The 20413-nt window shown below is 72.8% G+C and carries 18 protein-coding genes; 12 read left to right on the plus strand and 6 right to left on the minus strand.

The genetic code is table 11. The features are described from left to right. Positions 1-103: 103 nt before the first annotated feature. A complete protein-coding gene (locus DK419_RS02350; RefSeq protein ID WP_109957675.1) occupies positions 104-760 on the minus strand; it encodes a carboxymuconolactone decarboxylase family protein in 657 nt (218 codons plus the stop codon). A gap of 179 nt (positions 761-939) precedes the next feature. On the opposite strand from DK419_RS02350, the gene DK419_RS02355 reads away from it, so the two are divergent. Then, the gene (locus DK419_RS02355; protein ID WP_109957676.1) at positions 940-1440 is read left to right on the plus strand and encodes a SclB protein; all 501 of its coding nucleotides are present in this window, start codon (positions 940-942) and stop codon (positions 1438-1440) included. A gap of 9 nt (positions 1441-1449) precedes the next feature. On the opposite strand, the gene DK419_RS02360 is transcribed toward DK419_RS02355, so the two are convergent. The 3 genes from DK419_RS02360 to DK419_RS02370 all read right to left on the minus strand — a co-directional run bounded on the left by DK419_RS02360 (position 1450) and on the right by DK419_RS02370 (position 5086). Next, positions 1450-3603 (minus strand): FUSC family protein, encoded by a 2154-nt coding sequence (locus DK419_RS02360; RefSeq protein WP_109957677.1) that lies wholly within the window; start codon positions 3601-3603, stop codon positions 1450-1452. 107 nt (positions 3604-3710) lie between these two features. After that, positions 3711-4478 carry a TIGR04290 family methyltransferase gene (locus tag DK419_RS02365; RefSeq protein ID WP_109957678.1) on the minus strand — a complete coding sequence of 256 codons (768 nt, stop codon included), beginning with the start codon at positions 4476-4478 and terminating at the stop codon, positions 3711-3713. After that, a complete protein-coding gene (locus tag DK419_RS02370; protein ID WP_109957679.1) occupies positions 4475-5086 on the minus strand; it encodes a histidine phosphatase family protein in 612 nt (203 codons plus the stop codon). Before DK419_RS02370 ends, DK419_RS02365 begins: the two co-directional genes overlap by 4 nt. Before the next feature lie 260 nt (positions 5087-5346). On the opposite strand from DK419_RS02370, the gene DK419_RS02375 reads away from it, so the two are divergent. The 5 genes from DK419_RS02375 to DK419_RS02395 all read left to right on the plus strand — a co-directional run bounded on the left by DK419_RS02375 (position 5347) and on the right by DK419_RS02395 (position 10704). After that, positions 5347-5730: a hypothetical protein gene (locus tag DK419_RS02375; RefSeq protein WP_109957680.1), complete on the plus strand. Its 384-nt coding sequence runs from the start codon at positions 5347-5349 to the stop codon at positions 5728-5730. Positions 5731-5740: 10 nt separating this feature from the next. Continuing rightward, positions 5741-6640, plus strand: coding sequence for a polysaccharide deacetylase family protein (locus DK419_RS02380; RefSeq protein WP_109957681.1), 900 nt, complete (start codon positions 5741-5743; stop codon positions 6638-6640). A gap of 115 nt (positions 6641-6755) precedes the next feature. Continuing rightward, entirely contained in the window at positions 6756-7655 is a 900-nt protein-coding gene (locus DK419_RS02385; RefSeq protein WP_109957682.1) for a LysR family transcriptional regulator, read from the plus strand. A 186-nt stretch (positions 7656-7841) separates the two neighbouring features. Beyond that, on the plus strand, positions 7842-9257 hold the full coding sequence (gene aspA, locus DK419_RS02390; protein ID WP_109957683.1) for an aspartate ammonia-lyase: 1416 nt from the start codon (positions 7842-7844) through the stop codon (positions 9255-9257). Positions 9258-9375: 118 nt separating this feature from the next. Continuing rightward, positions 9376-10704 carry a dicarboxylate/amino acid:cation symporter gene (locus DK419_RS02395; protein ID WP_208642268.1) on the plus strand — a complete coding sequence of 443 codons (1329 nt, stop codon included), beginning with the start codon at positions 9376-9378 and terminating at the stop codon, positions 10702-10704. Positions 10705-11006: 302 nt separating this feature from the next. Here the strand turns inward: DK419_RS02395 and DK419_RS02400 are convergent, their stop codons facing one another. Beyond that, entirely contained in the window at positions 11007-11810 is an 804-nt protein-coding gene (locus DK419_RS02400; RefSeq protein WP_245442800.1) for an alpha/beta hydrolase, read from the minus strand. A gap of 202 nt (positions 11811-12012) precedes the next feature. Between DK419_RS02400 and DK419_RS02405 the strand changes: the two genes are divergently transcribed. Together DK419_RS02405 and DK419_RS02410 are read left to right on the plus strand one after the other, a co-directional pair. Continuing rightward, on the plus strand, positions 12013-13218 hold the full coding sequence (locus DK419_RS02405) for a pyridoxal phosphate-dependent aminotransferase (protein ID WP_109957685.1): 1206 nt from the start codon (positions 12013-12015) through the stop codon (positions 13216-13218). 12 nt (positions 13219-13230) lie between these two features. Further along, positions 13231-14178 carry a 2-hydroxyacid dehydrogenase gene (locus DK419_RS02410; RefSeq protein ID WP_109957686.1) on the plus strand — a complete coding sequence of 316 codons (948 nt, stop codon included), beginning with the start codon at positions 13231-13233 and terminating at the stop codon, positions 14176-14178. Positions 14179-14191: 13 nt separating this feature from the next. On the opposite strand, the gene DK419_RS02415 is transcribed toward DK419_RS02410, so the two are convergent. Then, the gene (locus tag DK419_RS02415) at positions 14192-14656 is read right to left on the minus strand and encodes a hypothetical protein (protein WP_109957687.1); all 465 of its coding nucleotides are present in this window, start codon (positions 14654-14656) and stop codon (positions 14192-14194) included. Positions 14657-15057: 401 nt separating this feature from the next. Here DK419_RS02415 and DK419_RS02420 point away from each other — a divergent pair, with 401 nt between their 5' ends. From DK419_RS02420 to DK419_RS02435, 4 genes are all read left to right on the plus strand, one after another. Continuing rightward, positions 15058-15423 (plus strand): hypothetical protein, encoded by a 366-nt coding sequence (locus DK419_RS02420; RefSeq protein WP_245442801.1) that lies wholly within the window; start codon positions 15058-15060, stop codon positions 15421-15423. Positions 15424-15468: 45 nt separating this feature from the next. Then, the gene (locus DK419_RS02425) at positions 15469-16863 is read left to right on the plus strand and encodes a PepSY-associated TM helix domain-containing protein (RefSeq protein WP_109957688.1); all 1395 of its coding nucleotides are present in this window, start codon (positions 15469-15471) and stop codon (positions 16861-16863) included. An 89-nt stretch (positions 16864-16952) separates the two neighbouring features. Then, positions 16953-19259 (plus strand): TonB-dependent receptor family protein, encoded by a 2307-nt coding sequence (locus tag DK419_RS02430; RefSeq protein ID WP_109957689.1) that lies wholly within the window; start codon positions 16953-16955, stop codon positions 19257-19259. A 137-nt stretch (positions 19260-19396) separates the two neighbouring features. Further along, positions 19397-20410, plus strand: coding sequence for a 2-keto-3-deoxygluconate permease (locus DK419_RS02435; RefSeq protein ID WP_109962078.1), 1014 nt, complete (start codon positions 19397-19399; stop codon positions 20408-20410). Positions 20411-20413 lie beyond the last annotated feature (3 nt).

Below are 20413 nucleotides of genomic sequence, written 5' to 3' on the forward strand. Positions count from 1 at the left end.
CGCCTCGCGAAGCGATCAGCCGGAAATCGTACGACACCTCAGGATGATGTCGAGGGCAGGATGAAGCTACCGCTTCCTGCATGCCGCCGACGGCGAGCCGGGCTCACGGCTCCCCCGGCTTGAACGGCGGCTCCTTGCCCGGCGGCACCCCGGCCTCGGCAGTCGCCAGGATCATCGCCACGGTCACGTAGGTGCCGCTGATCCCCACGAGGTCGACGACCTGCTGCTCGCCGAGCACGCGCTTGGCCCGGTCGAACACCGCGTCCGAGACCGCGTGCGTCGTCGTGAGCTCCATGCAGAAATCGTAGACGGCCTCCTCCTCGGGGGTCATGCCGGCCGGGCGCCGGTTCGCCTTGAGGTCGGCCGCGACGCTCTCCGGCAGCCCGGCCTTCAGGGCGAGGGGATGGTGGGCGTACCACTCGACCTGCGAGCGCCATTGCCGGGCCTGGATCAGGATCGCGAACTCGCTCAGGCGCGGCGGCAGCGAGCTGTTCCAGCGCAGGTACTCCAGCAGGTCGTACATCCGAGACGCCAGCACCGGGCTGCGCAGGAGCGGGTTGTAGGGCCCGCCGATGCCGACGCTCGAGATCTTCATGATCTTCTCGCCGAGCGGGCGCTGCTGCTCGTTCAAGCTGTCGAGCGTGAGCTGGGGAAAGCGGGGCTCCTTTCCGATCGCCGTCGACGGGCTCCCGCCCGCCGCGAGCCACCCGCATCCGGCCGCCACGACGACCGATGCCAGCCACAACCGTTGTCCGGGCATCGCGTGCTCCTCCCTGTCGCATCTCCGCCGGGGCGGACGCCGCCTCTCCGGGCGGTCCTTCCGTCGTAGAGGCATGGAGCGCCGCGTGCCACCCGGGATTGCAATGGAACGGCCCCAAGGCCCCGCGCTTTGGTCCGGCCCGGCCGATGGCCGGATCGAGGTCGAGAAGGAGCGCGGGCATGGCGAATCATCCTGGCCACCGAGACGCCCCGGTGCCCGGCGGCGGGGTCTCGCCCGAGACGGGAGCGGCGGGCACGGCCCGCGGGGAGGTGCTGACGCCCGAGGAGCGGCGCGAGCTGGACCGTCGCCGCGCCCGGGCCGACGCACCGCGCGAGGATGCGGGCCGGGCGCCCGATCCCGGCGACCTGCCCGGCGAGGCGGACGACCTGCGGGCGGCCTTCGGCACCGCCGGTGAGGACGCGGGACGCGGCGGGCCCCGGGGTTATGGCGGCACGGGCTATGGCGGCATGGGCGGCGACGGGACCACGCAATCCGGGATCCAGTCGGCGCCGGACGGCAGCGAGGGGGCGGCGACGCGGATCGACGACGTGCCGGCCTCCGAGCGCGGCGACCCGGACGAGCTCGCCGGCCGCGACGCCGCCCGCCGCAACCCGCCCCGCCGCCGGGATACCGGTCCGGGCGGGCAGACGGTGTTCTCGAACGATCGGAGCGGCTCGTAGAAGCCGGGCCTACGTCGTCCGGCCGGCCTCCTGCCTGCCAACTCGTTGCCCACCCGCCTCCGGGCGGCCGATCCCCGCCCGCCGCAGCGTCCCGGCCAGGAGCTCGACCTGGGCGGCGATGCGCTCGAAGGCCGCCGAATCCGCGCCCTCGGGCTTGGCCGGCAGCCTGTCGCCGGCGGCGGTCGCGGCGAGGGCCCGGGCCAGCCAGTCGCGCCAGGCCCGCCAGGTCGCGGCGTCGGAACCCCTCGGCTCCGGCTCGTGGCGCAGGATCGCGAGCCGGCCGGCCATGCGCCGCAGGGTGGCGTCGGCGATCATCGCGGCCTCGATGCGGGAGCGGCCGCGGCGCATCGGCTCCTGCAGGGCGCGGGAGAGCGCGGCCTCCAGGTTGTTGCTGGCGAGCCCGGCCGCGCGGGCGGCGGCCTCGGCGGCGGCGGTCGGCTCCTCGCCGAGGCGCTCGGCCACCACGGCCTCGGCGTAGCGGGCGTGGGTCTGCAGTGCGGCGCGCAGCGCGTCGCGGACGCGGCCGGGCTCCCAGAGCGGCCAGAGCAGCAGGCCCGCCAGCACCGCGACCGCCCCGCCCAGCACCGTGAACAGGGCCCGCATCCCGACGATCTCCCAGGACGAGTGCCCGGGCTCGACCAGTTCCACCAGCACGACCACGAGCGGCGTCAGGCAGGCGATGAAGGTGCCGTAGCTCACGCCCCTGGCGGCGAAGCCGACGACGCTGAGCGGCACCATCATGGCGGCGAGGATCGCCGGCGAGGTGGCGTAGTAGGCCAGCACCGCGCCGATCACCCCGCCCAGCACCGTGCCGCCGATGCGCTCCAGCGCCCGCTGCCAGGTGGCGGCGTAGAAGGGCTGCATCGTCAGCACCACCGTGATGGTGAGCCAGTGGGTGAAGGGGCCGGGCCACCAGACGGTGACGGCGAGCGCCGGCAACGCCACCACGCTCGCCCGCACGGCGTGGCGCAGGTTCGCCGAGGACCAGGTCAGGTTGGCGCGCAGCGGGACGAGCACGGTCTCGCGCCAGGGCGGGGCCGGGGCGCCGGCGAGCCCGCCGCCCCCGGCCAGGTCCTCCGGCCCCGACAGCTTGGCGCCGATCCGGACCCGGTCGAGGATGCGCTCGGCCATCCGGCGCAGGGCCGGGTCGGCGTCGGGGGCGGGCTTCGCCCGGGCGAGCGCCCGCTCGATGCGCGCCAAGTCCACCGGCCGGTCGCGGCGGATCGCGCGGGCCAAGACCTTCAGCATCGGCGGCAGCAGCCGCAGGAGCCCGACGGCTTGCGCCCGCTGCGCCGGCGTCGCCCGCTCGAGGTAGTCCGACAGGGCGATCATCACGCCGAACAGCTGCTCGGCCGCCTCGAGCCGGATCAGCGCCCGGGCGTTGCGCTCCGAGAGCCGGGCGCGGCTGCGGGCGAGCTCCAGCACCAGGGTGCGGGCGGCCTCGATCGCGTCGCGCACGGCCCGGCGATGGCCGCGCGCATGCTCCTCCCAGACGGCAGGATCGGCGCCACCGGGATCGGCGCCATGGGGATCGGCGCCACCGGGATCGGCCGAGAGCCGGCGCAGGTCGCGGGCGAGGCGCGACAGGCCGCGCCAGACGCCCCCGATCGCCGCGTGCGCCGGCCGGTAGGGGTGGAGGCGCCACACCACCAGGGTCAGGAAGGCGGCCCAGAGCCCGCCGGCCCAGAACATGCCCGCGACGACGACCCCCTGCTCGACGCTCAAGGCCCGGTCGAGGGCGAGGCAGAGCACCACCACCAGCACGTTGCCGACGGTCTGTGCCGGCACGCCCCAGATCCGCGCGAAGGTGCAGCAGAAGATGACCGCGAGCGCCACCGGCAGCACCACGCCCAAGCCGTACCCCTCCATCACCCCGAAGGCGCCCCAGACGAGGCCGCCGAGGCCCGCGAAGGCGAGGAGCGCGGAGAGGCGCGGCCGGATCGGCCCGCCGATGTCGCAGAAGCAGGTCAGGTTGGCGGCGAGCGCCATGGTGAGGAGCGGCGGCCAGTGCAGCCACGACTCGAGCAGGATGATGCTCGCGAAGGCGACCGCCGCCCGCAGGCCCTCGATCACGTTGATGCCGGTGAGGTCCGGCGCCACGGGCAGCCGGGCGAGGTCGGGGCCCGGCTCGCGCTGGGTTCCACGGCGGATCGAGGACTTCATCGGGCGGGAGGGGTCACGGGCGCTCGGGTCCTTCGGGAGCGCGGCGAGCGTGGCAAGTCACGGGCCCCCGGGCCCGTTATAGGACGGGCGGCCGCCCCGTGTACCGCTCACGCGGGCGGGCGCGCCGGATAGACCGGCCGGCCCGCGACCGGCGTCGCGGCGCGACGGCAGAGATAGACCTCCTCCTCCGGGTGGGCCTCGATGCGGAAGCCCGAGGCCCGCAGCATCGCCTCGGTGCAGGCGCGGTTGGGCGCCCACCAGTTGGTGGGATCGCCGGAATAGTCCTTCTCGATGAAGTGCAGCTTCGGGTAGCCCGGCTCGTCGAAATGGGCGGTCTCGAAGAAATCGTAATCGGCGGCGACCGGCGCGACCGTATTCGCGCCCCGCTGCATCGACTGGAACACCATCAGGTCGCCGGCGACGTGGGCGTGGATCAGGTCGAGGGCGAGCAGCGGGTGGCGCAGGTGGTAGAGCACGCCCATGAACAGCACCACGTCGAAGCGCTCGCCCAGCGCCCCGACGTCGTAGACCGACAGGTTGCGGAACTCGATCTCGGCCCCCAGCGCCTCGGCGACGAAGCGGCCTTGCGCCAGGTAGCGCTCATCCTCGTCGATCCCGAGCACCCGGGCCGCGCCCCGCCGCTTCATCTCGACGGCGTAGAAGCCGGCATTGCAGCCGATGTCGAGGACCGTCTTCCCGGCGAGGTCCGCCGGCACGGCGTCGCAGAAGGAGCGCCACTTCACCATCGGGTAGTCGCCGAGGAAGTGGTCGGGGGCCGTGAACACGCCCGGGGCGATCTCGATGTTGTGGAACCAGGGCCCCAGGGCCTCGGCCCGGCCGCGCAGGGAGTCGCCGCGCGAGGTCTCGTCGGTCATGCGTCCATCCCCAGAAACGCCCGCTCGTTCAGGCTCTCGACCTTGGCGCCCCACTCCCCCAGCACCAGCACGCTCACCGAGGCCGGGCCGACCTCGAAGCGCGCCATCGCCTCCGGTCCGAGTCCGAGGGCGTGGACGATCGCGAGCTTGATCACGTCGGCGTGGCTGACGAGGGCGAGGCGGGCCTCGCCGTGGCGGTGCCGCAGCTCCTCGAGGCCGCGCAGGAGGCGTCCTTGGGCCTCGAGCGCCGTCTCGCCCCCCGGCGGCCGGGTGACGTGGCGGGCCCGGTTCCAGCCGGTCCAGGCGGGATCGCCGTGCAGCGCGTCGAAGTCCCGCCCGGCCCAGGCGCCGAAATCGATCTCGTTCAGGGCCGGCAGGGTCCCGACCGCCAGGCCCGTCCGGGCCGCGACCGGGGCGGCGGTCTCCTGCGCCCGCTCGAGGGGCGAGGCGTAGACCGCCGCCAGCCCCTCGCCGGCGAGGCGGCCGGCCAGGGCCTCGGCCTGCGCCCTGCCCTCGCGCCCGAGCGTCACCCCGGGCATCCGCCCGCACAGGACGCGGCCGAGCCGGTCGTGGGCCGCGTGCCGCACCAGGAAGAAGGTCGTGGTCATGCGCCCTCGTCGTGCAGGTTCCGCCCGCGTCGTCCGGGGCCAGATAGGGGTGGGGGCGGGGGCGGCCATGGGTCGCCAGGATACTGGAGGGTAGTTTTTTGCAGGCCGGTGCGGCACGCGGAACGAGCGGCCTTCCCGAACTCCGTCGCCGCCCCTCCCGCCCTGGCCCCTGCGGCAGGCCGCGCTATCTCGCGGATCACGCCCAAGCCCGGCCGCGGACCGTTCACAGACCGGGCGGCGCCCTCCGGAGGTTCCCCGTCATGCGCCCGACCCTGCTCCTCGCCGCCGCCCTCGCCCTCGCCTGCGGGCCGGCCGCCGCGCAGGGCATCCGCAACGCCCCGCCGCCGCGGGCGCTGGAGACGGCGGCCTACGTGTTCGCGGCGGCCAATGTCTGCGGCTACCGGATCGGCACGGCGCCGTTCGAGGCGCTGCTGGCGCGCTATCAGGTGACGATCGAGGACGTGCGGCCCCCCCGCGGCCCGTTCGGCGCCAAGGTGCAGACGATCTTCACCCTGATGTCGAACCAGATGATGCAGAACCGCGACGCGGCCTGCCGGGCGGTGGCGGGCGAGTACGGCCCGGAGGGCACGGTCGTCCCGGGCATCCTGCTGCCGGCCGACGCGGCCCCGCCCGCGAAGCAGTGAGGGTGCACCGATGAGCGACGAGACCCGCCCGCACGGGCGCTACGCCTACAGCCCCCTGCCGCTGCGTCCGCCTTACGACTGGCCCGGAGGCAAGCGCCTCGCGGTCTACGTCGCCCTCAACGTCGAGTGCTTCGATTTCGGCGGCGGGCTCGGGGCCGAGCTGGCGCCGGGCGGGCCGCAGCCGGACGTGCTGAACTACGCCTGGCGCGACTGGGGCAACCGCGTCGGCGTGTTCCGCCTCGCCGAGGCGTTCGACGAACTCGCCCTGCCGGCCTCGGTGCTGGTCAACAGCCGCATCTACGCCGAGTGCCCGGGCCTGATGGACGCGTTTCGCGCCCGCGGCGACGAGGTGGTGGGCCACGGCCGCACCAACGCCGAGCGCCAGGGCACCTTGGCCGAGGACGAGGAGCGGGCGCTGATCGCCGAGGCCACCGCGGTCCTGACCCGCGAGGAGGGGCGCGCACCGGCGGGCTGGCTCGGCCCCTGGATCTCGCAGAGCCGCACGACCCCGGACCTGCTGGCGGAGGCCGGCTACCGCTACCTCCTCGACTGGTGCCACGACGACCAGCCGACCTGGTTTTCCACCCGCGGCGGCGGGCGCATCCTCTCGCTGCCCTACCCGCAGGAACTGAACGACATCCCCTCCATCGTCGGGCGCAAGGATTCGGGCGCCCAGTTCGCCGAGATGATCGTCGACACCTTCGAGGAGATGCGGAGGGCGTCCTGCGCCGCGCCGCTGGTGATAGGCATCGCGCTCCACCCCTACCTCGTCGGCCAGCCGCACCGCTTGGCGCCCCTGCGCCGGGCCCTGGCGCATATCGCGAGCGCCCGGGACGAGGTGTGGATCACCCGCGCCGGGACGATCGCGGATCACGCGATCGGGCTGCCGGAGGGCCTGGTGCCGGGCTGAAAGCCCGCGGGCACCCTGGCCCGCCCCGCCCCTTGCCGTACTATGACGCGGGGGGAAACGCGGGATCGGGGCCACCGGCGGACGTGCCTCGGCCCCGCCCGCACGGACGGGCACGATGGAACTCAAGTGGATCGAGGACTTCCTGAGCCTCGCCGAGACCCGCAGCTTCTCGCGCTCGGCGGAAAGCCGCGCGGTCACGCAATCGGCCTTCAGCCGGCGCATCCGCTCGCTGGAGGTCTGGCTCGGCACCGCGCTCCTCGACCGCAGCACCTACCCGATCACCCTCACCGCCGACGGCCGCCAGTTCCTCGAGACCGCCGAGGAGGTGGTGCGGCTCCTCACCGTGAGCCGGGCCGATTTCCGCGCCCGCAGCGACGGCGCCGGGCTGCCGGTGGTGACGATCACGGCGCTCCACTCGCTCTGCCTCTCGTTCCTCCCGCGCTGGCTCGGGCGGATCCGCGACGCGCTCGGGCCCGTGGCGAGCCGGGTGCTGCCGGACAACTTCAACATCTGCGTCCAGGCCCTCGTCGAGGGCGGCTACGACCTGCTCCTGACCTACCACCACCCCGGCATCCCGATCCCGCTCGATCCCGAGCGCTATCCCTGCCGGGTGGTCGGGCGGGACAGCCTGGCGGCGGTGGCCTCCCCCCGCGGGCTGGTGCCCGATGCCAAGGGCCGCCTGCCGCTGCTGCAATATTCCCGCGGCTCGTTCCTCGGGCGGCTCGCCGGCATCGCGCAATCGGCCGAGGACGCGCCGGCGACCTACCCGGTCCACACCAACGAGAACTCGATGGCCGAGGCCCTGCGCTCGATGGCGCTCGGCGGCCACGGCGTCGCCTGGCTGCCGCGCAGCCTGGTGGCGCCCGAGATCCGCGCCGGCGCCCTCACGGTGCTCGGCCGCGAGATGCCGATGGACATCCGGCTCTACCGCAGCGCCGAGCGCCACCGCTCCTTCCTCGACGAGGTCTGGGCGGTCGCGGCGGAGGACCCGCCAAACTATTCGGATGCGGAATAGTTCATGGCAAACATAGCATTGGCGGTGCGCAGGCGGCGGGATTATTCCGCCGCCATCCGGTGACGGCACCGCGGTTCCCCTGAACCGGCGGGCCCGATCCCGACCCACACTTCGTCCCCCGACGCGGCCTCGGCCCCTGCCCGCCACCCGGCGAGCCGGATCGCGCCCGCACGCCAGGAGCCTCCCTTGTCCGACGTTTCGACCCGCATCGAGCACGATCTGCTCGGCGACCGCGCGGTGCCGGCCGCCGCCTATTACGGCATCCACACCCTGCGCGCCGTCGAGAATTTCTCGATCACCGGCACGACGCTCGCGACCTGCCCCGACCTGATCCGGGCGCTCGCCGCGATCAAGCAGGCGGCGGCCCTCGCCAACCGCGAGCTCGGCCTGCTCGACGCGGAGCGCTGCGACGCCATCGTGGCGGCTTGCCTCGAGATCCGGGGCGGGGCCCTGCACGACCAGTTCGTCGTCGACCAGATCCAGGGCGGCGCCGGCACCTCGACCAACATGAACGCCAACGAGGTGATCGCCAACCGGGCGCTCGAGCTGCTGGGCGCCGCGCGCGGCGACTACGCCCGGCTCCATCCCAACGAGCACGTCAACATGGGCCAGAGCACCAACGACGTGTACCCGACGGCGCTCAAGATCGCCGGGATCGGGGCGATCCGCCGCCTCGTCGCCGCCATGGCGTCCCTGCGCGCGAGCTTCACGGCCAAGTCGGAGGAATTCCGCGACGTCCTCAAGATGGGCCGCACCCAGCTCCAGGACGCGGTGCCGATGACCTTGGGCCAGGAATTCGGCACCTACGCGCGGATGCTCGCCGAGGACGAGGCGCGGCTTTGCGAGGCGGAACTCCTGATCCGCGAGATCAACATGGGGGCGACCGCGATCGGCACCGGCATCACCGCCCACCCGCTCTACGCCGAGCTGGTGCGCGAGCGGCTCTCCGCCATCACCGCGATCCCGCTGGTGACGGCGGAGGATCTGGTGGAGGCGACGCAGGATTGCGGCGCCTTCGTGCAGGTGTCGGGGGTGCTCAAGCGCGTCGCCGTCAAGCTGTCGAAGACCTGCAACGACCTGCGCCTGCTCTCCAGCGGCCCGCGGGCGGGCTTCAACGAGATCAACCTGCCGGCGCGCCAGGCCGGCTCCTCGATCATGCCCGGCAAGGTCAACCCGGTGATCCCGGAAGTCGTCAACCAAGTCGCCTTCGAGGTGATCGGCAACGACGTGACGATCTCGTTCGCGGCGGAGGCCGGCCAGCTCCAGCTCAACGCCTTCGAGCCGGTGATCGCCTACAGCCTGTTCCGCAGCCTCGCCCACCTGGAGGCGGCCTGCCGCACGCTCGACGTCCATTGCGTGCGCGGCATCACGGCGAACCGGGAGCGGCTGCGGGCCAGCGTCGAGCAATCCATCGGCATCGTGACGGCGCTCAACCCCTATATCGGCTATCGCAACGCCACGGCCGTCGCTATGGAGGCGCACGCCACGGGCCGGGGCGTCTACGACCTCGTGCTCGAGAAGCAGTTGATGGCCCGCGACCAGCTCGACAGGGTGCTGCAACCCGACCGGCTGACGCGCCCGCAGGTCCTCGCGGCGATCTGAACATTCGCCACACCATCACGGACGGAAACGCCGGACATCCGCGGGAAACCTCGGGCGCGCGAACTCGCGCCCGGGGCCTTGCCGCACATCCGTTCACCTTTCGGGAGGAACACGAACAATGGCACAGCACGATCTGTCACAGGGTGGATCGACCGGACGCTCGGGCCGGCTGACGCTCTATACCGGGATCGGCCTCGCCCTCGGCGTCGCCGTCGGCGCAGGTCTGCACGGCATGGCGGGAAGCCCGGCGGAAGCCAAGGAGATCGCCGGCTACTTCACCATCGGCACCGACATCTTCCTGCGGCTGATCAAGATGATCATCGCGCCGCTCGTCTTCGCCACCATCGTGTCGGGCATCGCGAGCTTCGGCGACACCAAGGCGGTCGGCCGCGTCGCGGGCCTCGCCATGGGCTGGTTCCTCACCGCCTCGATCGTCTCGCTGTCGCTGGGCTTCCTCGTCGCCAACATCTTCCAGCCCGGCGCCAGCCTCGGCCTGCCGCTGCCGGATGCGGCCGCGCAGACCGGCCTCAAGGCCGCCTCGATCAACCTGCGCGAGTTCATCACCCACGTCTTCCCGACCAGCATCGTCTCGGCGATGGCGACGAACGAGGTGCTGCAGATCCTGGTCTTCTCGGTGTTCTTCGGCTTCGGCCTCAGCGCGATCGACCGCCGTTACGCCGACCCGATGGTGCACATGCTGAACGGGCTGGCCCAGGTGATGTTCAAGGTCACCGACGCGGTGATGCAGGTGGCCCCGCTGGCGGTCTTCGCCGCGATGGCCTCGGTCGTCACCATCCAGGGCCTCGGCGTGCTGATCGATTACGGCAAGTTCATCGCCGTGTTCTATCTCGGCCTCGCGGTTTTGTGGGCGCTCCTCATCGGCGCCGGCTGGCTCGTGCTCGGCACCAGCGTCGTGCGGCTGCTGCGCCTCCTGCGCACCCCGATGATCGTCGCCTTCTCGACCGCGAGCAGCGAGGCCGCCTTCCCGCGCACCGTCGAGGTGCTGGAGCGGTTCGGCGTGCGCCCCCGCGTCACCGGCTTCGTGCTGCCGCTCGGCTACTCGTTCAACCTCGACGGCTCGATGATGTACCAGGCGCTGGCCTCGCTGTTCATCGCCCAGGCCTTCGGCATCCATCTCGGCATCACCGAGCAGCTGACCATGCTGCTGGTCATGATGGTGACGAGCAAGGGCATCGCCGGCGTGCCGCGCGCCTCGCTCGTCGTCGTGGCCGCCACCGTGCCGATGTTCGGCCTGCCCGCCGCCGGCATCCTGCTGATCATGGGCGTCGACCAGATCCTCGACATGGGCCGCACCGTCACCAACGTGCTCGGCAACGGGCTCGCCACCGCGGCGGTGGCCCGCTGGCAGGGCGAGATGCAGGAGGGCGGGGACGAGGTCGTCGAGGCCCCCGCCGCCGTGACCCTGCCGACCGGCAAGGCGGCGTGACGTCCCCGGCCGGCGATCGTCGATGACGGCCGCCGGCCACTGCGACCTGCCAGACACGACACCCTCCTAGTCGTCCCGGGGCCGCGAAGCGGAGCCCGGAGCGCCGGAGGCACGCCCAGAACCGCGGATGATTCAAGAACGAGCGGATCGCGGTCAGCTTCCTCCTGCTCGTCCTGAGTGTCTGGCTTCCGGGCTCCGCTGACGCGGCCCCGGAATGACGCGGTGGATTGCATCAGCGCGGCCGCAGGCAGCCCAGGTTCGGGTCCACGCACGCCCTCTGCATTCCGCACCCGGGCACCGCCCTACCCCGCCCCCGCCAGCACCTCGACGACCTTCTCGGGGTTCGGCACCTCGACGTCGTGCGGCACCGCGAGTTCGCGGTACTCCCAGCCGGCCTTGGCCTTCGCGCGCTGCCGGCTCGGCTCGATCGAGGCGAGCGCCGGGGCGGTGTAGGCGACGTAGGTCACGGCCAAGCCGGCGCCGGCGGGCTTCGTCAGCCGCACCGGGCTCTCGTAGGTGCCGATCGGGTGCGGTCGTAGGCGCTGCATGAACCAGTCCTTGGCCGGGCCCGCCGGGATCGGGAAGGCCTCCGGGCCGGGCACCGGCAGGGCGACGCCCGCGCCCTGCTCGACCGCCGCCTTGCGCCGGGCATCCGCCATGCCGGCGGGCAGGATCGTGAAGGCGGTGTCGCCGTTCTCGGGGATCAGGGCGTCGAGGTAGACGATGCGGCGGATCCGGTCGGTCATGCGGTCGGCGACGCCGGTCACCGCCATGCCGCCGTAGGAATGCCCGACCAGCACGACGTCGCGCAGGTCCTCGAAGGCGATCACGCTCGCCACGTCCTCGATATGGGTGTCGACGGTGATCTGGCGCGACAGCAGGTGGCCGCGCTCGCCGAGCCCGGTCTGGGTCGGCGTGAAGACCCGGTGTCCCTGCCGGCGCAGGCCCGCGGCGACGTCGCGCCAGATCCAGCCGCCGCCATAGGCGCCGTGGACGAGGACGTAGGTCTTCGGGGCCGCGCCCTGCGCCTGCGCCGTCCCCGTCGCGAGGGCGGCGGCGCCGAGGGCGGAGACGCCCGCCAGGGCGGTTCTGCGATTGACCGTCACGCTCTGCTTCCTCCGGCTGTTCGTTCTTGAAGCCGTTGTAGCGGGGAAACCGCCGAGGTCCATGGCTCCGCGGGCCCGGCCGCCGCGCGCCGTCGCGACCCATGCGCCGGTCGCGGCTCGCGCACCGCGCCGCGGGTGCTATGGAGGGGATCGCCGACACGCTCGCCCTTGGCCGGGCACGACACGAGGGCACGAGCCGCCGATGTTCCACGCGGAGACCCCCACACCGGACCTCGCCGCCGGACTCTCGCCGCGCATGCAGGGCATCGGCACGAGCCAGATCGGCCTCGTCGCCGATCGCGGCCGGGACGACCCCGAGGTGGTCAAGCTGTGGATCGGCGAGGGCGACCTGCCGACGCCGCCCTTCATCGTCGAGGCGGCCCACCGGGCGATGCTGGCCGGGCACACCCGCTACGCCACCTCGCTCGGCATCCCCCGCCTGCGCGAGGCCCTGAGCGCCTACCACGCCCGGCACTGGGGCGTGACGGTCTCGGCCGATCGCTTCGCCGTCACCGCCGGCGGCATGAACGCCATCATGCAGGCGGCCCAGGCCCTGCTCGAGCCCGGCGACGAGATCGTCATCCCCTCCCCGGCCTGGCCGAACCTGGCGGAGGCGGTGCGCATCACCGGCGGCGTGCCCGTGACGGTGCCCTACCGGGTGCAGGGCGACGGGCGCTTCGCCCTGCCGCTCGCCGACATCGCGGCGGCGATCACCCCGCGCACCCGCGTGATCGTGGTGAACTCGCCCTCGAACCCGACCGGCTGGACCATGCCGCTGCCCGAGATGACGGCGCTTCGCGACCTCGCCCGGGCGCGGGGCCTGTGGATCCTGTCGGACGAGGTCTACGCCCACTTCACCTACGGCAACGCCATCGCGCCGTCCTTCCTGCAGATCTGCACCGAGGACGACCGGCTGATCGTCACCAACACCTTCTCGAAGAACTGGGCGATGACCGGCTGGCGCGCCGGCTGGCTGATCGCCCCGCGGGGCCTCGCCGCCACCTTCGCCAAGCTCGGCCAGTACAACACCACCTCGATCCCGACCTTCATCCAGCACGCCGCCGTGACGGCGCTGGAGGAAGGCGACGGCTTCATCCGCCAGATGGTCGGCCGCTGCGCGGAGAGCCGCGAGATCCTGGTCGAGGGCCTGTCGCGCCTGCCCGGCGTCACCGTGTCGGTGCCCGAGGGCGCCTTCTACCTCATGGCCCGGGTCACCGGGCCGGGCACCCCCCGCACCGAGACCAGCCTCGAGATCGCCTTCCGGCTGCTCGAGGAGGCGAAGGTCGGCGTCGCGCCGGGCACCGCCTTCGGGCCGGAGGGCGAGGGCTTCGTCCGCCTGTGCTTCGCCGTCAGCCCGAGCCTCGCCCGCGAGGCGGTGGCGCGGCTCACCCCCGTCCTCGGCGGCTGAAGCGAGAGATCGATGCCCGAACCGATCGCGTTCCTCGGCAACCTCGACGCCGAGGAGGAAGCCGACTTCCTGGCGGCGCTGGCCCACGCCATGCCCGAGGAGACCGTCCGGCCGTTCCGGACCCTGAGCGAGGCGGAGCGGACCGGCATCCGCGTCGCGATCGTCGCCAATCCCGACCCGGCCGAGGTGGCGCTGCTGCCGAACCTCGCCTGGATCCAGAGCCTGTGGGCCGGGGTCGAGCGCCTGGTGCGCGACCTCGGGGACGACGGCGTGCCGATCGTGCGCCTGATCGACCCCGAGCTCGCCCGCACGATGGCCGAGGCGGTGCTGGCCTGGACCTACTACTTGCAGCGCGACATGCCGGCCTATCGCCGCCAGCAGGAGGCCGCGACCTGGCGCCAGATCGCCTACCGCCCGCCGGGGGAGGTGACGGTCGGGCTCCTCGGCCTCGGCGCCCTGGGAAGCGCGGCGGCGGATCGCCTGGTCCAGGCGGGCTTCCGGGTCGCCGCCTGGAGCCGCTCGCCGAAGCAGATGCCGGCCGCCGTGGCGGGCTTCTCCGGCCCCGAGGGCCTCGCCGGCCTGCTCGGCGTCAGCGACATCGTGGTCTGCCTGCTGCCGCTCACCGGCGAGACCCGCGGCCTCCTCGAGGCCGGACGCCTCTGCGCGATGAAATCGGGGGCCGGCCTGATCAATTTCGGCCGCGGGCCGATCGTCGCGACCGACGCGCTCCTCGCCGCCCTCGACGCGGGACGGCTCTCGCACGCGGTGCTGGACGTGTTCGAGGTCGAGCCGCTGCCGGAGGATTCGCCCCTGTGGCGCCATCCCGGTGTGACCGTCCTGCCGCACATCTCCGGCCCGACCACGCCGGCGAGCGCCGCCGCGGTCGTCGCCGGCAACCTGCGGGCCTACCGCGCCTCGGGGCGGATCCCGGCGGCGGTGGACGTGGCGCGGGGGTACTGACGGGGCGGCGCGCTCAACCGGCGCGCCGGAGGATCCGCGCCGCCGGCACGACGGCGCACGCCTCCGGCGGGCCTGCGCGAAGCAGCGCGGCCTCGGCGGCGCGGGCCGCCGCCTCGGCCCGCCGGGCGCGCAGCTCGGCCGCCGCGATCAACGCCTCCGCCCGCGCCTCGGCCGCGCGCGCCCGCGCCTCGGCCGCGTCGAGCCGGGCATGGGCGCCGTCGAGCAGGTCCCGGACCTGCCGCTCATGCCGCTCCTCGCCCTCCCCGGCCGCCCGCGCGGCGTCCCGCACATGGGCGATCAGCCGGTCCCAGTCGCGGGACGGCGAACGACCGTCGACCGGCGCCAGGCCGTGACGGGCGTTCATGACGCCGACCGACCGGATCACCTCGCCGAGATTCGCGACGAAGCTCTCCTCGAACCAGTCGCTCTCGTCGCCCGGCCGGCTCGCGCGAAGTCTCTCGAAAAAGTCGAAGTTCATGACAGGAAGCCTGCCCATTCAGCGAATATATCTCGCGTTTGGCAGAAGACTTGATCTCATACGGATGGTTAATTTTTCGTTAAGCGACCTGATCCGTCGAGACGTTCCATCGACGAGAGTCGATCCTCACCCACTATACATGTGCCCAGCATCGCGGACGCCGTCGGACCGACGCGATCATCGGGCAACGATCCGAATCATCACGCAGGGTCAAGCACAGCATTAGGATGGAAGCCTCCCCGACTCAAGCCGGCGCGCGCGCCTTCGGGCCGGGGCGGCCCGGGCGGCATGAGGTCGTGCCGGCGTGCGGGCACATCCGGGCGGCGACGATCGTCGGGAATCCGCGCGCACGGCCGTCCGGGGGCGTTGACGCCCCCGGCCCGTCCAGCCTACCCAGAGCCATGCGCGCGAGCCCGCCGAGACGGTCGATCGGACGCGCGACCATCGCGGTGGTCGCGCTCTACGCGCTGTGCCTCCAGGTGCTGCTCGGCGCCCTCGCGCCCGTACCGGCCAACGCCGCTCCCGGCGCGGTGATCTGCCACGTCGACGGGGCGGACGGTCCGTCGGGGCCGGACGCGCATTGCGCCCTGCCCTGCTGCGTCGCGGCCCATCACCTCCCCCTCGTCGCGCCGGCGCTCCTCGCCTTCACCCGCCTGTCCTTCGACGGTCCGAGCCCGGCCGACCGCTTCCCGCCCGCCGCCGACGAGGGCCCGGCGCGGGCGCCGCCCGACACCAACACCAGCCCACGGGGTCCGCCGCAGGCCTGATCGAGCCGTCCTCGCCATCGATCAGCCGCCTCCCGGATCCCTCCCATGCCCGCCCCGTCTCACGCCCCCGCCGAGGGGGCCGCCCGCTTGCGCGATGCCCTCCATCGCGCGGTGTGGCGCTGGCACTTCTATGCCGGCCTTCTCTGCCTGCCCTTCCTGATCCTCCTGTCGGTCACCGGCTCGCTCTACCTGTTCAAGGACGAGATCGACCGCACCTTGTTCTCCTACCGCACGGTCGTCGCGGTGCGGGCGGCGGCGCCGCTCTCGCCGGAGCGGCTGGTCTTCATCGCCGCCGACGCCGTGCCGGACGCGACCCCGACGACCTATGCCAGCCCCGAGGCACCCGACCGCGCCGCGGTCGTCACCATGGCGGGTCCCTCGGGCAAGACGCTGGTCTACCTCGACCCCTATGACGGCGCGGTCCTCGACCGCGTCGGGCGCGACGCGGAGGCGATGCGGGTGGTGCGCCGGCTGCACAGCCTGTCGTTCTTCGGACCGGTGGCGAACGGCCTGATCGAGGTCGTGGCCGGCTTCACGGTGATCCTGGTGCTGAGCGGGATCTACCTGTGGTGGCCGCGCCGGCCGAAGGGCGGCCGGGGTGGCGGCCAATGCGGCGGCATCCTGTCGGTGCGGGGCGATCCGGCCAAGCGGGTCTGGTGGCGCGACCTGCACGCGGTCACGGGCTTCGTCGCCGGCGCCGGCCTGTTCTTCCTCGCCGCCACCGGCCTGCCGTGGTCGATCGTCTGGGGCGACCAGCTCCGGGCCCTGTCGAACCGCGCCGGGCTCGGCCTTCCGACCGAATTGTGGGCCGGGGTGCCGGTCTCGCGCGTGCCGATGGGCGAGGTGCTCGACACCACCGGGTGGGCCCTCGAGACGGCGCCGCTGCCGCGCTCGGAGGCTCGCGAGGGGGTGCCGATCGGCATCGACCGGGCGGCCGAGATCCTGACCGGGCTCGGCATGCCGGCGGGCTACGAGCTGGCGCTGCCGGAGGGGCCGGCCGGCGTCTACGCGGCCGCCGCCTACCCGCGCGACGTCACGCGCCAGCGGATGATCTCCCTCGACCAGTATAGCGGGCGGCCGCTCGTCAACGTGACGTTCGGCGACATCGGCCTCGTCGGGCGCGGGATCCAGTACGGGATCGGGCTGCACAAGGGCGAGTATGCCGGGCGCATCAACCAGCTCCTGATGCTGGCCTTCTGCCTCGCCACGATCCTGCTCGCCGTCACCGCCGCGGTGATGTGGTGGAAGCGCCGGCCGAAGGGCCGCCTCGGCGTGCCGGCCTGGCCGGACGACCGCCGGGCGGTCGCCGGGGTCACCGGCCTCGTCGTCGCCATGGGGCTCGTCTTTCCCCTCACCGGGCTGGCGATCCTGGCGATGATCGCGGTCGATGCGGGCCTCGCGGGCCTGCGGCGCGGCATCCGGCGGCCGGCAACGGCCTGACGTCGGTCGCCTTCGGGCGGCCGACGGCCGCCCGGCGTCATCCTGTTGGCGGCTTTTCGCGCCGCGCCCCTCTTCGACGAGACTTCCCGATGCCGACCCTCCCCGGTTCCGGCGTGCGACCCCGCGCGCTCGCCCTCCTCCTCGCGTTCGGCCCGGGCGCCGCCCTCGCGCAGGGCGCCCCCGACACCATCGCCCTCGACGAGATCTCCGTCGCGGGAGCCGGGGGCCCTCCCAAGGCCGCCTTCGGCGTCGCGGCGCCGCCGGGCTCGGGCCCGAGCGTGATCGAGCGCCCGGTCGGCGAGATCGTCACGGCGATCGGCCGCCGGGACGTGATCGCGAACCGCCCGGCGACCACGATCGGCCAGGTGCTCGTCAACAGCCCCGGCGTCACCGTGCGCCAGGGCAACGGGCCCCGCGACGTGGTGGTGTCGATCCGCGGCAACAACGCCCGCTCGACCGGCGTCGTCAAGAACATGGTGGTGCTGGAGGACGGCTTCCCGCTCACCCAGCCCGACGGCGCCTCGCGCTTCGACCTCACCGACCCGCGGGCCTATTCCCGCATCGACGTCTTCCGCGGGCCGCAATCGCCCCTGTTCGGCAACTACGCCAGCGGCGGCGCCCTCGCCTTCCGCACCCGCACCGGCCGGGAGATCGACGGTTACGAAGTGGGCGTCGATGCCGGCAGCTTCGGATACCTGAACCATTACTTCACCGTCGGCGGGGTGAGCGGTCCCTACGAGGTCAGCCTGTTCGCCAGCGATTTCCGCCTGAACGGCTTCCAGGACCACGCCAGCGCCAACACCCAGACGGTCAACCTTCTGGCGAGCTACACACCCGGTCCGGACAACCGCTTTACCCTGAAGGTCATCAACAACACCCTCGACGTCGACCTCGCCGCCCGCTCGTCGCTCGCGCAGTACCGGATCAACCCCTACCAGCGCGGCTGCGCCACCGCGGCCAACGCCGCCGCGGGCTGCACCACCTTCAACCTGTTCCGCAACGGCGCCTTCGGGGCCACCGTGCCGGTGACGGCGTCCGAGGGCGCCTTCGGCCGCAACGACCGGCGCACGATCGTCGCCGGGCGCTGGGAGCACGACATCGACGCCGACACGACCTGGCGCGCGCAAGTCGGCTTCGACGAGCGCAACTTCGACCAGCCGTTCTACACCTCGTCGTCGCGCGGCAGCTATCCGTCCTACAACGTCCTCACCGACCTCACCCGGCGCGGCGAGGTGTTCGGCCTGCCGGCGATCGGCTACGTCGCGCTCTCCTACAACGCCATCGACAACCACATCGCGCTCTACAACCGAGCGCCCTATGGCGGCCCGCGCCTCGGCGCGCTCACGAGCAACCAGGAGGCGGTGCAGTCGAATCTCGGCGGCCGGGCCCGGGGCGAGATCGCGCTGTCGGACAGGTGGACCGGCGTCATCGGCGTCTCGGCCGAGAACACCTGGCTCAAGGGGCGCACCCTCACCTACGCCTACTCTGCCAACGGCGTGACGCCGGCGCGCGCCGACATCGACCGCAGCTTCCTCAACGTCGCGCCGGAACTGGCGCTGGTCTACCGGCCCGACGAGGCCCTCGCCGTCCGCGGCCGCGTCGCCACCGGCTACGCCACGCCGGCGGCGAGCACGTTGTTCGTCACCCCGGCCGGCGTACCGGGCAACAACACCGACCTGCGCACCCAGACCAATCTCGGCGTCGATCTCGGCGTCGACTGGTCGCCCCTGCCGGATCTCCGCCTGAGCCTCACCGGATTCTACGAGTTCTTCCGCAACGAGTTCGTCACCCAGTCGCCGGGGGCGGGCCTGCTCAGCTACACCTTCAACGCCCCGGCCTCGGAGCATCGCGGCATCGAGGCGGGCGCCGAGTGGGCGTTCTCGCCGGGCTGGCGCGCCACCGCGGCCTACGGCCTCAACGACCAGTTCTACACCCGCTACGTCGAGCAGTTGAGCGCCGGCAGCCTCACCGCGCGGTTCGACCGGGCCGGGCGCCTGATCCCCGGCGTGCCGGCCCACCAGCTCCTCGCCCGGATCGGCTACGACCAGCCGTCGGGACCGTTCAAGGGCGTCGGCGCCTTCGTCGAGGCGGTCTACCAGGACGGATTCTTCCTCGACAACGCCAACCTGCTGAAAGCCCCGGGCTACACGATCCTCAACGCCAACATCCACTACGACACCGACCTGATCGCGTCTTACGCCAAGCGCCTCAGCCTCTACGTCGAGGTGCGCAACGTCTTGAACACGACGTACATCGCCTCGGCCCAGCCGCTGGCGAACTCGATCAGCGCCGTGACCGGGCTGCAGAACGGCGCGAGCGTGCTCGCCACCACCACCGGCTCGATCTTCGCCGGTGCGCCGCGGAGTTTCGTCGGGGGGATGAAGCTGGCGTTCTGAGACCGCCCCGCCGCGCGTTTTGCGCACATCACGCAACGAGCAGGTTGACTTCCTCACCCTCTCGCGCCCATCAGGCGCTAACAGCCGGTCAATCGCGCATTCCTTGCGCGATCCGTGCATAGGAGGAACGCATGGGCATGGGCGAGGTTCGGATCAAGCGCGCGATCGAGAGCGTGCCGGGCGGGATGATGGTGGTGCCGCTGCTCGTCGGCGCGGTGATCGCCACCCTGTTCCCGGCGACCCCGAAGGTGTTCGGCTCGTTCACCGGGGCCCTGTTCACCGGGGCGCTGCCGATCCTGGCGGTGTTCTACGTCTGCATGGGGGCGAGCATCGACTTTCGCGCCACGCCCTACATCGTCAAGAAGGGCGGCACGCTGCTCGTCGTGAAGGTCGGCGTCGCGATGATCCTCGGCGTGGTCTTCGGCCGCCTGATCGGCGAGGCGCCGATCGGGGCCGGGCTGTTCGCCGGGCTCTCGACGCTGGCGATCGTGGCCGCCATGAACGACACCAACGGCGGCCTCTACATGGCGCTGATGGGCCAGTACGGCCGTCCGCGGGACGTCGGCGCCTACACGATCATGTGCCTCGAATCCGGGCCCTTCCTCACCATGGTGACGCTCGGCGTCGCCGGCCTGTCGGCCTTCCCCTGGCAGACGATGGTCGGCAGCATCCTGCCGCTCCTCGTCGGCATGCTGCTCGGCAACCTCGACCGCGAGATGCGCGCCTTCCTCGGCCGCGCCGTGCCGGTGATGATCCCGTTCTTCGCCTTCGCGCTCGGCACCGGGCTCGACCTGACCAAGATCTGGCAGGCGGGTCTGCTCGGCCTCGGGCTCGGCGTCGCGGTGGTGGTGGTCACCGGCATCCCGCTGTTCTTCGCCGACCGGCTCACCGGCGGCACCGGGGTGGCGGGCGTCGCCGCCTGCTCGACCGCGGGCAACGCCGCGGCCGTGCCGGCGATCATCGCCGCCGCCAACCCGGCCTATGCCGAAGCCGCAGCCCCCGCGACGGTGCTGGTCGCCGCGACCGTGGTCGTCACCGCGATCCTGACGCCGCTCGCCACCGCCTGGACCGCCCGGCATTTCGGCGAGCCGGTCGAGGCCGCGGCCGACGCCGAGGCGACGGACGCCGAGCCCGTGCCGGAGCGGGCCTGAGCC

This window comes from Methylobacterium terrae (assembly GCF_003173755.1).
Taxonomy (GTDB): domain Bacteria; phylum Pseudomonadota; class Alphaproteobacteria; order Rhizobiales; family Beijerinckiaceae; genus Methylobacterium; species Methylobacterium terrae.